Here is a 12327-nt window from a genome sequence, read left to right as displayed (position 1 = left end):
TTCGTTCTTTCGTGTTTCCAGCTTACCAGACGTTTTCCGCTCCGTTTTCCGGAGCTTCACTCACCTGACTCGCTTTCGTACTTTCAGCTTATCAGACGCTTTCCGCTCCGCTTCCGGCGCTTCCTTCGTCCAACTCGCTGGCGTCTTCTGCGGCTTGACGCCCCGTCCGACGTTTCGAACTCTAGCCGACCCCCGCTCCGAAAAGCGAACCCGGCCGCAATCCCCGAAAGCGCGCACGCCGAATACCCACCCAGGCAGGCCTGCACATGGCAGGCACGAACCAGGCCGAACCGGGAAGTGGTGTTCCGAAGGATTGGCCGCCCCGGGACCGTCCACGCCGATGCGTGTCCGGTGCTCCCTGTCGAGCGACTGGGAGAACGTACTCCCATTCCGCTCCCGAAACAAATCGCCCCGCGCAGGCCGCACGGGTGTGCCCCTACTCCGCCCACCGTCCTGTCCGGAGGCGTCGCTCGGCCCGCCTCGCGCGGGGCCCAGTGTCCGGTGCCGCGGCCGTCGGACCGGCACGGGGAGACCGGCGGGACGCCCGGCCGGAAGGCACCGGCCGGGCGTCCCGCGCGAACCCGTGCCCCCGGAAATGGCCGGCGGACCGCACCGCGGACCGCGGCGGCGTGGTGTCAGACGAGGGAGGGGGAGGCGTGGAACTGGCGGGTGAGGTAGTTCGACCAGGTCTGGTGGAAGGCGGTGGCGAGTCGGGAGTGCGGGGCGATGAGGTCGAAGGCGTGGTAGGCGCCGGGGTAGAGGTGGAGTTCGACCGGGACGCCGTGGGCCCGCAGGCGGGCCGCGTAGTCGAGGTCCTCGTCGCGGAAGCAGTCGAGGTCGCCGACGGTGATGAAGGTGGGTGGCAGGGCGCCGAGGTCGGTGGTGCGCGCGGGGGCGGAGTAGGGGCAGACGTCGTCGGTGCCGGCGCGGTCGCCCAGGATCGCCTGCCAGGCGAGCACGTTGGTCGAGCGGTCCCAGATGCCGATGTCGGTGATCTCGTGGCTCGACGCGGTGCGGTTGCGGTCGTCGAGCATGGGATAGGTGAGTGACTGGAACAGGGGTGTCACGCCGCCGCGGTCGCGGATCAGGAGGGTCGTGGCCGCCGCGACGCCTCCGCCGCCGCTCTGGCCCGCGATGCCGATGCGGGCGCTGTCCAGGCCCAGGGCGTCCGCCTCGCGGCCGAGCCACTGGTAGGCGGTGAAGCCGTCCTCGGCGGCGCCGGGGGCGAGTGTCTCGGGGGCGAGCCGGTAGTCGACCACGGCGACGGCGCAGCCGACGCTCGCGCCCAGCCGGGTGAGCCACGGGTCGTCCTGGGCGGCGAAGCCGAGCACCTGTCCGCCGCCGTGGAACCAGAGCAGGACCGGCAGAGGTCCGGACGCTCCGGTGGGGCGCAGAAGGCGGATCGGTACGTCGGGGCCGTCCGTCCGGCTCGCGAGGTGCGTCTCGACGGTGACCGACGGGTCGCCGGGCCGGGCGTCGGCGGCGGCCTCGGCCTGGGCGCGGAACGCCGCGCGCGTTGCGACGAGGTCCGTCAGGTCGAACGCGCCGTTGGGGGTCATGGGGACCGCGTCGAGGGCCAGGCTCAGTTCCTGGTCCATCAGTTGACGGGATGCGGGCATGGCCGTTCCTGCTTTCGGGAGAGGATTTCAGGGGCGGAACGAGTCGATGACGACCACACCGGTGGGTCCGTAGGTCTCCAGGGACTCCAGGACCTCGCTCGCCTCGTGGAGGCCGACGGTGCGCGAGACGATGCGGCCGGGGGCGAGGCGGCCGGCGGCGATCATGTTCAGCATCGTGCCGAAGCGCTGGCCCTGCATGCCGAAGGCGCTCAGGAACTCCAGTTCCTTGACCATCATGACGTCGACCGGCAGCGCGACGTCCCCCTGTTCCGCAGCGGTGGTGTGACCGAGCTGGAGGTGGCGGCCCCGGGTGCGCAGGGAGAGGACGGAGTTGCGGCAGGCGGCGGCGATTCCCACCGCGTCGACCGACACGTGCGCACCGCCGCCGGTGAGGGTCTTCACCGCTTCGGCGGGGTCGTCGGTCGCCGCGTTGACGGTGTGGACGGCGCCGAGTGCGCGTGCGGCGTCCAGCTTGTCTTCCGTGATGTCGATCGCGATGACGTTGGCGCCCGTCGCCGCGGCGATCTCGACCGTCGACAGTCCCATACCGCCCCCGGCGCCGTACACCGCGACCCACTCGCCGCCGCGGACCCGCGCCTGGTCGACGACGCCGTGGAAGGCGGTCATGTAGCGGCAGGCCAGCGCGGCGACGTCGACGAAGTCGACGCCCTCCGGTACTTCGACCAGGTTGACGTCGGCGAAGCGGACCATGACGTACTCGGCGAAGGCGCCCCAGTAGGAGACCCCCGGTACGAGCGAGTCCACGTGCTCGCAGACGTGCTGGTTGCCGCTGCGACACATCTCGCAGGCGCCCTCGCCGGGGTTCATCGGGAAGATGACGCGGTCTCCCTCCTTCCACCCCCGCACCTCGCGGCCGACCTCCACGACGGTGCCGGCGAACTCGTGGCCGAGGACGAACGGGGCCTCGACACGCGGTCCGCCCGTCCAGAACTCCCCCGCCCACAGGGCCCAGTCGGTCCGGCAGATCCCGTTCGCCCCGACGCGCACGATCGCGCCGTCCGGCGGGCAGGCGGGTTCCGGCACGTCGCGGATGACGAGCGGCTTGTGGAGTTCCTCGATGACTGCGGCGCGCATGGCGCGGCCTCCTCGTGCTGCGGGGGGGGTGGCGGGAGCGGCGAGCAACCCGCCCAAAGTCCACCGGTTTAAGTGGTGGACTTGAAAGCTAGCCGCTTGCCCGGAATCGTGTCAACCACTTAAAGTGGTGGACATGGACGACAGGGACGACAAGGACGGCAGCCGCGAGGGGCGCCAGCGCGCCAAGGCCGACTTCCGCTTCGACGACGCGCGACTGTGCTTCGCCTTCGCGGGCACCCTGGCCGACCGCGGCGCGGACGCGCCCTTCGAACGGCTGGCCCGGCCCGAGGACTTGAGCCGCTGGGCCGTCGAGAGCGACTGCACGACCGCGGCGCCGCCCTGCACCGAGGCCGACCTCGGCCGCGCCAGGCGGTTGCGTGAGGCGATCCAGCGGACCGGCCTCGCCCTGGCGGACTCCGCGCCGCCCTCGCCCGAGGACGTCGCGCTCGTCAACCGCGCCGCCGCCGAACCCCCCTCGACGCCCGAACTCGCCCCCGACGCGACCACCGTGCGCTGGCACGGCGACACGGTCGCGGCGGTGCTATCGACGGTCGCCCGGGATCTGATCGCCCTCTGCGCGTCGGAGCACCGCACACGCGTCCGCATCTGCGGGAACCCCGACTGCGGTGTCCCCTTCGTCGACACCTCGCGCGCGGGTGCCCGCCGCTGGTGCTCGATGAAGACCTGCGGCGCGCTCGTCAAGAAGCGCGCCTACCGGGCGAGGCTGCAGACACCCGCCGACGGCACCCGGTAGCGCTTCGCGCCCTGCCGGGGCGGTTCCGGCCCCGGCGTCGGCGTCGGCGTCGGCGTCGGCGTCGGCGACGAGAGTCTCCACGGTGAGCTGCCGGTTCCTCACCCTGGCGACCAGGAGGTTCACGTAGAGCTCGGGCTGCTCGACCTGCGGGGCGAACCCCGGGGCCTCGTCGCACATGGCGCCCGCCCCGGCAGCCGCGTCCGATTCGACCGCGCCTGCGGCCCGTATCGGCTCCGCCGCGCGGCGACCCGGCTCCGCACCACCGTTCCCGCACCACCGCTTCCGCCTGCGCGGCAGTCGACATCGTTCGCGACTGCCGCGGCTCGACCCTCCCTTGTTTCCGGTGCAGTTGAGACACGGAGGAAGCCGGACCGGGGGTGACGAGCACCGCTGCCGTGCGGCACCCGACAGGAGGACCGGCCGACGGGCCGGGGCTGCGATGCGCCGTGATGGTGTCACTCGTTGAGGTGACAGTGGACGTCGGGTCTGGCCATCGCGGGGGCGGGGTTCCTAGGCTTGACATGCCTGATTCCTGACTGCTCGCCAGATCGACGCGTCCGGGAGGACGACCATGTCCGATCACGCACCCGAGCCCGCCGCGACCACCGGCCACCTGCCGTCCGCCGCTCCGGAAGCGGCGCTTGCCGTCCCGGCCCCCGCCGCTCCCCCGACTCCCCCGGCAGACTCCTCGCCCGTGCTGGCGTCGGCCGCACGGCACATACCCAAGGCCACCCTGGTGGCGTTGGACATCACGCCGCCGTCCGGTGGCCAGGCGCTGCTCAAGCACAGCTTCGCCTACCAACTGGCGCTGCGCCCGGGCGAGGTGGAGGCCGCCGCGCGGGCCGCCGGCCACGGGGCCGGAGCTCCGCTCACCCGACTTCTCGCCGGCTACGAGGAGGGCACGGCGGAACCCCCGGGCCCGGCGCCGTTCGCCGGGGTGCCGGTCGACGAACTCGTCGCGTTCGGCCTCGCGGTCGCACGACTGCGCCGCGCCGGGAGCGGCGTGCAGGCCGGGGACGCACACGCCGACCGTGCCGTCGTCGCCGTCCAGAACCTGGTGTTCAACACCCGCTCCAGCCGGCTGAGCATGCTCAACCTGGAGCGTCTGGAGATGGCGCCGGCGGGCATCCAGCGCGGTGAGCTGATCGCCACCGTCCCGCTGGCCCCGCTGGAGGAGACGGCCGTCACCCACAAGGAGTGGTCGGTCACCTCCCGGGAGTTCACCTCCATCGTGACGGACTCGCTGGAGAGCTACAGCGAGACGGGAGTCACCGACAACACCGAGCTCTCCCAGTCCACCGCCAGCCAGCAGCAACACTCCAACCAGTTCAACATCACCGGTACCGTGTCCGGCGGCATTCCGGTGATCAACGGCTCGGCCTCGTCCGGGTTCACCGCCCAGGACAGCTCCTCCACCTCCGCGTCGGAGAGCCGCAAGCACGCCTCCGGGCTGACCCAGAAGGCGTCCTCGCGGGCCAAGCAGGAGCACAAGGTCACCATCTCCACGCTGACCGTCACCGGCACCGAGGAGACCACCACCCGGACGCTGAAGAACCCGAGCCAGACGCAGGCCGTCCGGATCGACTACTTCAGCCTGCTGCGCACCTGGCGGGTCCGGCTCTACCGGTACGGCCTGCGGGCGGCCTACGACATCGTGGTCCCGGAGCCCTCTGCCGCGATCCGCAAGGACTACGTCGAGCTGGCCGCGCTGCGGGCCGCCCTCGGCCCCTTCGTCTTCACCCTCCCGCACGACGACATCACCGACGACGTGCGCCCGGCGGACCAGGCGCCCGGACTTCCGCCGAATCGCAAGCACTACCGCTACCTCGGCGATCTGTACGGCGTGCAGGTGCCCGATCCGCCCGAGGCCACCAAGGAGGTATTCCCCAACGACACCGTGCCGGCCGGTGGCGGCTGGCACTTCTACCCGATGCGCTTTCGCATCGAGGACGGCTACGCCGTCTCCGCCGTGACGGCCGAGTTCCACCTCGGCATGCTCGACGACAACCCGCGGATGCACTACGGCGTGGAGGGCAGTGGCTTCGAGAAGGACTCCGGCGTGCCACTGCACGATGCCGTGGTGCTCAGCGACCCGCCGTACAACGCCTTCAAGGGCCGCACCGGCGAGCAGAACGTGCTGATCTTCCTCCATGACGTCGGGCCCGCCTGGGTGGGCCTGAAGATCACGACCGCCCGGACGCCCGAGTTGTTCTCGCGCTGGCAGTCGCAGGTGTGGACCATGCTGCACGACGCCGCGCAGACCAGGTACCTCGCCGAACAGCAGGACATCGCCAACCGGATCGCCTCCCTGGAGGACCGCCTCGCCGGGGTCGACACCCTCACCCTGCGGCGTGAGGAGAGCGACGAGATCATGAAGTGCGTACTCCGCCATCTCCTGGGCACCGAGTACGAGTTCATGGCTCCCGGCGCGGTGCAGGCACTCCGCTCGGCGGGCGTGGACACCGCGCACGGCGCCGGTTTCGAACCGGGCGCGCTCAACCCTCCGGACGGCGCCTGGGCCAACCTGAAGCGCCACGAGGACCTCGTCCGGTTCGTCAACCAGGCCGTGGAGTGGGAGAACGTGGTGACCTTCCTCTACTCCTACTTCTGGGACGCCCCCGACTCCTGGAACTTCATCCGCAACATCCGCCACCCCGACCCCACCCGGCAGGCCTTCCTGCGGGCCGGCGGCGCGCGCATCGTGCTGACCATCCGCAAGGGCTGGGAGGACGCCTGGGTGCGTTTCTGCGAGGGCGGCTTCAAGGACGCCGACATTCCGTCCGACCACCCGTACCTGACCATCGCCCAGGAGATCGCCGCCTACGACGACCGCTACTACCCCGGCATCCCGCCGGCCAACCCGGGCCGTGGCGCCGTGCGGATCGAGGACACCGTGAGCACCGAGTGCGCGGCCGTCGTCGGGCCCAATCCGGTCAATCCCGGACTGCCGGTGACCATCCCGGTCGCCTCCAGCCGGGGCTTCACCCCCGGCGCGCTCGTCGTGATCGACTCCACCCGCCACCGCGACCTCCAGGAGAGCTGCACGGTCGTGGCGGTTCCCGACCCTGGCCGGCTCACGGTCGACCGGCTGCGGCACCGGCACGACGGCACCGGCACGCCGTTTCCCGTCGTACAGCCAGGGGAGAAGGGCGAGCTGATCGCCGAGTGGAACGAGTACACCCCCTCCTCCGGGACCGACATCCAACTCAACACCAATCTCCCGCAGATGAGTTGAGCGGACGGAGGCCGTCATGGAAGTCGGGGTCAACTACCCCTGGATGCGCAATGACCCGATCACCGTCGGGCCCAACATCCACGAGAGGGGCAAGCCACATCCGTGGCAGGGGGCCGGCTCCGACCTGGACCGGAACCTGGCCACGCTGCGCGGCCTCGGCGTCACCGTGGTACGGATGTGGCTGCTGGCACACGGCGTCAACTACGACGGCACCGTCTCCTGCGTCACCGCCCTCCGCGAGGCCAACCGCTGGCGGTTCGAACCGCCGCACCGGATTCACCAGAAGTTCCTCGACGACGTGGAGGAGCTTCTGGTGAAGTTCGAGAAGGCCGGCATGCGGATGGTGCCGGTCCTCCTCGACTACAGCTTCTTCGACGGTCCGGAGGCCCGGTCACTGCAGCATTTCGGCCCCGGGGCACCCACCCCCACCGACCTCAACTACGGCCGCGGCCGGCGGGCCGTCGCCGAGGACCCGAACTACCGGGCGACGTTCGTCAACGGCACGATCAAACCGCTGGTCGCGGCGATCGCGAAGCACCGCAAGGTCATCCACGCCGTGGATGTCGTCAACGAGCCCTACTGGTGCGTCAGCCCGCTCACGGGCGACCTCTTCGGCCCGGCCGTCCGGCAGGACGCACTCACCGCACTCATGAAGGACTGCGTCGCCGCCGTGGAGGCGGCCGGCCTGCCGTCCACCGTCGGGCACCGCTACTACCGGGACATCACCGATGTGTTCAGCAGCGTCAAGGTGACCCGCCCGCAGTTCCACTACTACGCCTCCTTCCCGGGGCTGGACGCCCTGCCGGTCCTCTCCGGCCTGAGCGGCCCACGTCCGTTCCTCGGCGAGTTCGGCTGCATCACCAGCGGTGAGCTGGACGCCATTCAGCGGGACGCCGCCGCCCGCCGCGACCGAGTCGTCCTCGAACAGATCGGGCCGATGCGCCGCACCCAGAACCTCTGGCCGGTTCTCCAGCAGTCCCGGAAGAGCCAGGCACCGTACTCCGTCCTCGCCGAACGGCTCGACTGGCTCGCCGACTTCGGCTACGAGCTGGCGCTGGTCTGGCCCAACGCCATCCTCCCCGACCCAGGCCGCGAGGACCTCAAGTTCGACGCCCTGCGACGCAGCCAGATCGCGGAGTTCACCCGTCGCCGCCCCGGCTGAGTCCGGCCCCGCGCCTCCGCGCCCCGGCTGGGTGGTGGCCTGGCCCGCGCTCCCGTGCAGCCGGGACGTCCACCGTCCGCCTCGACCGGTGGCGTCGCCTCCGGCAGACGTGGTGATCGCGGTCCTCGGCTCCCCGGTGCCGACCCTCGGCCGCGCGGCGGTGCTTGAACCGAATGTGGTGCCACTGCGCGAACTTCGGCGAGGGCAGCTGCGAGCCGTACGGCACCCGATCCCGATCGGGCATCCGGGTCTCACACGTTCGGCACTCGACGACCCTGGCCGACAGCAGCCTCCGCCCGGGATCGGTGTTCACAACCTGATCCGATCATGTGAGATGACTACCTGTCAGATCCTTTCTGGCGTAGCGTTTTCGCCATGGGGCGGGAAGATCCTTGGCTGGCGCGCATCGAGGACACCCAGGGGCGCGTGCACGGTGCCGGGACGATGCTCGACGGCGAGTACGTGCTGACGTGTGCGCATGTGGTCGAGGAGGCCATCGACGCCGGGCGTGAAGCCGATCGCGAGGTCCGGGTCCGGATCGCCGGACGTCCCGACGACGCCTATCCGGCGACCGTTGTCGAGAGCTGCTGGCAGCCGCCGCTGCCGGGCCAGCGCGGGGATGTGGCGATCCTCGCCCTGCGGTCCGTGGTGCCGGGCGCGCCGCGCGCGAGGATCCGGCGGACCTGGCAGCACGACGAGATCGTGCGGATCTTCGGCTTTCCGGCGGGTACCGACAACGGCCAGCTGGTCAACGCGAGGATCGCCTCGTACGACTTCACCGGGGAGCGGGTACAACTCGACGCAGTCCTGGAGCAGCGCGTCGACCGCGGGTTCAGCGGTGCCGCGGCACTCGCCGCGGACGGTGAGATCCTCGGCGTGATCGCGGTCGTCCGGGCGCCGCTCGCCGAGAGCAGCTGGATGATCGCGGTCCGGACCCTGTACAAGTACGCGAGCCCGGTGCTCGACGGGCATCTGAAGAGCCGGCCCTCCCAGGTACTGCCGGGCAACTGGCCGTCGCCGCAGGTCCCGGAGATCCTGGACGACCCGGTGCAGCTCGCGCTGACCCGGCACCTGGTCGGCTGGCTGGCATCCGACGGGCCGGGCGGGGTCTGCGCGATCGGCGGTGGCGGCGCGGTCGCGCTGACGTCCCGCCTGGTGGGCCTGACGGTGCCGGGCTACCGTCGGGCGGCCCCCGACGAAGCCGTCAGCGGCGCCCCGCCCGGCACCGTGCCACAGCTGGGCGAGGTGGACGCCGCCGTCGACGCGACCGGGCGGACGACGGAGCAGGTCGCCCAGCAGCTCGCGGAGAGTCTGAGCCTGCTGACCGACCGCGTCACCGACGATCTCTCCCACCAGTTGGAGGAGTTGGGCTCGCCGATCGTGGTCGTGGTGAACGCGGTCGATCTGGCGGCCAACCCCGGCGAACTGCACTACCGGCTGCTCGAACCGATCGCCGCGCGGGCGTCGAGCATCGGCGTGCGCCTGCTGCTCGCCTACCACGGCGCCCCTCCGCGCTATGTCCGCAGTGCGGTCGCGGCGAGCCTCGGGCAGCCCGCCGCCTTCGCCCCGTTCGCCCCGCTCGCCGCGCCGAGCGGCCGGCACGACGCAGAGACGCAGTTCGGCAGCCGACTCGGGCGGCTCGACCGGTTGGTCGAGGAGGTCGAGACGGCCGAGCGCGACGCCCGGGCGTGCCGTGACTACGTCGCGCCGCGGATCCTCGGCGCGCCGCCGCCGCAGGTCGCCGGCGCCGCCGCGCTCGCGGTTCGCCTGCGGGTGCTGCGGGACACCGGCTCGGCCGCCGCCGGATCCGCCCTCCGGGGATGGCTGCTGGGGGAACTCGACACCTGCGAGGAGGCCGCCGCCCGGTCGCTGGTGCGGGCCCGGCGACTGAACGCCGAGTGCACGGCCCTGCTGACCCGGCGGAACCGGGCCCGGGGGCGGCTGGACGCGTACCGCTCGGAGGCCGCGGCGCGCGGCCTGATCGAGGAACTGGGCGAGTCGTACGAGGCGGCCCGGCGGCTGCTCTACAGCGGTGGATGCGACCTACCGCTCGCCGAGCTCCGGGTCGAGGAGTACCACCGGGCCGTTCGGCGCGAGATCGACGGGAGGCAGTCATGAACCAGTGCAACCGTCCTGGCTGCGGTGGCGAACTCGACGCGACCGGCTACTGCCGGCGCTGCCTGGTTCCGCCGCTGGTGGCCGCGCCGACGGGCGGCGGCCGGTCGCCGGCCGGGGAGCGCGCCCCGGGGCGGTCGGTGCCGGTGAGCACGAAACGCGGCGCGGTGCCGGTGAGCACGAAACGCGGCGCGGTGCCGTCCGCGCGCCCCGCGGAGCTCGGACCGCCGCCGCGCCCGTTCGGCGACGGCCCCTGGTGGGGACTGGGCCTCGTCACGCTGCCGACGATCGCCGGACCGGAGCCGACCCGAGCGGTCAGAGCCGCTCCGCGAATCCCGGAGGAGCGCAGGCTCTGCCCCGATCCCGCCTGCCGCCGCCCCGTGGGCACGGGTCTCGACGGCCAGTCGAGCCTGTTGGAGGGGCGCTGCCCGTACGACGGGACGGCTTACTCGTTCGTGCCGAGACTCAGCCGGGGCGACCTGCTGTCGGACCGCTACCGGGTCGAGGGCTGCATCGGACACGGCGGCTTCGGCTGGGTCTACCTCGCCTACGACGAGCGCCTGAACAACCGTCCGGTGGCGCTCAAGGGCCTGATCGACTCGGAGGACCCCACGCGGGTCGAGGAGGCCGCCGAGGAGAAGCGGTTCCTGATCGAGCTCAGACACGACGACATCGTCGACATCTACGACTTCGTGACACACGAGCCGGCGGGCGGGTCCCGGCACGGCTACCACGGCTACCTCGTGATGGAGTACGTACCCGGCTACTCCCTGGAGCGCCCGGAACTGTTCGGCCTGCTGGAGACCGAGCAGGTCGTCGGCTACGTCCTGCGCGTGCTCCGGGCGTTCCAGTACCTCCACGACAGCCACTACCTGTTCTGCGACCTGAAGCCGAGCAACCTGATGGTGTACGGCTCCCGGATCAAGCTGATCGACCTCGGCGCGGTGCGCGAGGCCGGGGCAGTGGGCAGCGGGGCGTACTCGGAGGACTACATGGCCCCGGAGCTGATGGTCACCGGGCCCACCGTCGCCACCGACCTCCACACGGTGGGCAGGACCCTGGAGTCGCTCTTCCGCTGGTACACCGCCGACCCGGACCGTGCCCGCTTCACCTCGCTGCGCCGGCTCATCAGTCGCGCCACCCATGTCGATCCACAGCTGCGCTTCGCCTCGGCAGCCGAGATGGCAGGCCAACTGAGCGGTGTACTACGCGAGTTGGTCTCCACCCGGGACAGTACCCAGTACACTGCGCCGTCACTGCTCTTCGCCCGCTCCACCACGCTGATCGACCCCGGGCTCGGGGCGGTACCGCCGCTCGACCGGTGGACGAGTACCGCGGCGCTGCGGGCGGCGGTCGAGGGCAGCTGCCGCCCGCTCTCCACCGCGCCGCCCGCGCCGGTCACGGCAGCGGCCGGGCTGCCCGAGCCGCTGGTCGACGCCCGCGACTCCGCCGCCGGGTTCCTCAGGGCGTCGGTCAGCACCGATCCGGCGGTCGCCCTCTCCCAGCTCGCGCCCTACGCCGATCCCGGCCCGACCTCCGCCCGTGCCTCCTCGCCCGAGGTCGAGTTGCTGCGCTGCCGGCTCCACCTGCGGCTTGACGACCTCGGCGCGGCGCGCGCCGCGCTGGACCGGGCGAGGGACCTGCTGCGGCCCGGGTGGCGGCTCAACTGGCACGAGGGGCTGATGGCCCTGGCCGAGCAGCAGTTCGGCGGCGCGGAGAAGATGTTCACCTCCTGCCACCAGATGCTGCCGGGTGAGCTCGCACCGCAGCTCGCGCTGGCACTGTGCGCCGAGTACCGAGCGGCGACCGACGAGGAGGTCGACGCCGCAGCGGCGGCCTACCTGTCGGTGTGGCGGACCGACAGCTGGCACGAGAGCGCCGCCTTCGGCCACGCCCGGACGAGGCTCCGCCGCGGCGACCGGGCCGGTGCGGTCTCGGCGTTGAGGCAGATACCCGACACCTCACCGCACCACCGGGCGGCGCGGATCGCCGCGCTGCGGATTCACACAGGGCGGCTCGACGCGGGCCCCGAGGGCCTGCCCGACCGCGCGGACCTCACTGAAGCCCGACGGGTGCTGGCCACACTGCCGTTGGACGAACCCGAGCGGCGTCGGCTCGCCGCCCTGATCCTGGAGGCCAGGCTCGACCGCCGGCGCACCTCGCGACCGGACCGGACCGCCTCCGACGACGAAGTCGAAGTCGAAGTCACGGAGCACGGGCTCCGGTTGGAACTGGAGAAGGAATATCGGGCGTTCGCCCACGGGGCACCGGACGGGAACCGCCACACCGTTCTCGTCGATCTGGCCAACGCCGTGAGGCCGGTCACCACGCAATGAACCGGCCGTAT

7 protein-coding genes are annotated in these 12327 nt (G+C 71.8%); 5 read left to right on the top strand and 2 right to left on the bottom strand.

Annotated features, from left to right (window positions below):
- Nucleotides 1-635: 635 nt before the first annotated feature.
- Together PUR61_RS41105 and PUR61_RS41100 are read right to left on the bottom strand one after the other, a co-directional pair.
- A complete protein-coding gene (locus PUR61_RS41105) occupies nt 636-1619 on the bottom strand; it encodes an alpha/beta hydrolase (RefSeq protein WP_329885067.1) in 984 nt (327 codons plus the stop codon).
- Between the two features lie 27 nt (nt 1620-1646).
- Nucleotides 1647-2714: an alcohol dehydrogenase catalytic domain-containing protein gene (locus PUR61_RS41100; protein WP_329885066.1), complete on the bottom strand. Its 1068-nt coding sequence runs from the start codon at nt 2712-2714 to the stop codon at nt 1647-1649.
- 133 nt (nt 2715-2847) lie between these two features.
- Here PUR61_RS41100 and PUR61_RS41095 point away from each other — a divergent pair, with 133 nt between their 5' ends.
- From PUR61_RS41095 to PUR61_RS41075, 5 genes are all read left to right on the top strand, one after another.
- The gene (locus PUR61_RS41095; protein WP_329885065.1) at nt 2848-3468 is read left to right on the top strand and encodes a CGNR zinc finger domain-containing protein; all 621 of its coding nucleotides are present in this window, start codon (nt 2848-2850) and stop codon (nt 3466-3468) included.
- A gap of 571 nt (nt 3469-4039) precedes the next feature.
- Nucleotides 4040-6703, top strand: coding sequence for a hypothetical protein (locus PUR61_RS41090; protein WP_329885064.1), 2664 nt, complete (start codon nt 4040-4042; stop codon nt 6701-6703).
- 16 nt (nt 6704-6719) lie between these two features.
- Complete coding sequence (locus tag PUR61_RS41085; protein WP_329885063.1) at nt 6720-7865, top strand: hypothetical protein; 1146 nt, start codon at nt 6720-6722, stop codon at nt 7863-7865.
- Between the two features lie 375 nt (nt 7866-8240).
- Entirely contained in the window at nt 8241-9983 is a 1743-nt protein-coding gene (locus PUR61_RS41080) for a serine protease (protein WP_329885062.1), read from the top strand.
- Entirely contained in the window at nt 9980-12316 is a 2337-nt protein-coding gene (locus PUR61_RS41075; RefSeq protein WP_329885061.1) for a serine/threonine-protein kinase, read from the top strand. The genes PUR61_RS41080 and PUR61_RS41075 overlap by 4 nt, the downstream gene beginning before the upstream one ends.
- Nucleotides 12317-12327 lie beyond the last annotated feature (11 nt).

Source organism: Streptomyces sp. BE20 (genome assembly GCF_036322525.1).
Lineage (GTDB): Bacteria > Actinomycetota > Actinomycetes > Streptomycetales > Streptomycetaceae > Kitasatospora.
The sequence above is the reverse complement of the archived record's forward strand: the minus strand, read 5'-3'. Positions and strand labels throughout refer to the sequence as shown.

Bases quoted from the DNA above. Each gene is read 5' to 3' on its own strand.
- PUR61_RS41105 (WP_329885067.1), bottom strand. From the start codon at position 1,619: ATGCCCGCATCCCGTCAACTGATGGACCAGGAACTGAGCCTGGCCCTC.
- PUR61_RS41100 (WP_329885066.1), bottom strand. From the start codon at position 2,714: ATGCGCGCCGCAGTCATCGAGGAACTCCACAAGCCGCTCGTCATCCGC.
- PUR61_RS41095 (WP_329885065.1), top strand. From the start codon at position 2,848: ATGGACGACAGGGACGACAAGGACGGCAGCCGCGAGGGGCGCCAGCGC.
- PUR61_RS41090 (WP_329885064.1), top strand. From the start codon at position 4,040: ATGTCCGATCACGCACCCGAGCCCGCCGCGACCACCGGCCACCTGCCG.
- PUR61_RS41085 (WP_329885063.1), top strand. From the start codon at position 6,720: ATGGAAGTCGGGGTCAACTACCCCTGGATGCGCAATGACCCGATCACC.
- PUR61_RS41080 (WP_329885062.1), top strand. From the start codon at position 8,241: ATGGGGCGGGAAGATCCTTGGCTGGCGCGCATCGAGGACACCCAGGGG.
- PUR61_RS41075 (WP_329885061.1), top strand. From the start codon at position 9,980: ATGAACCAGTGCAACCGTCCTGGCTGCGGTGGCGAACTCGACGCGACC.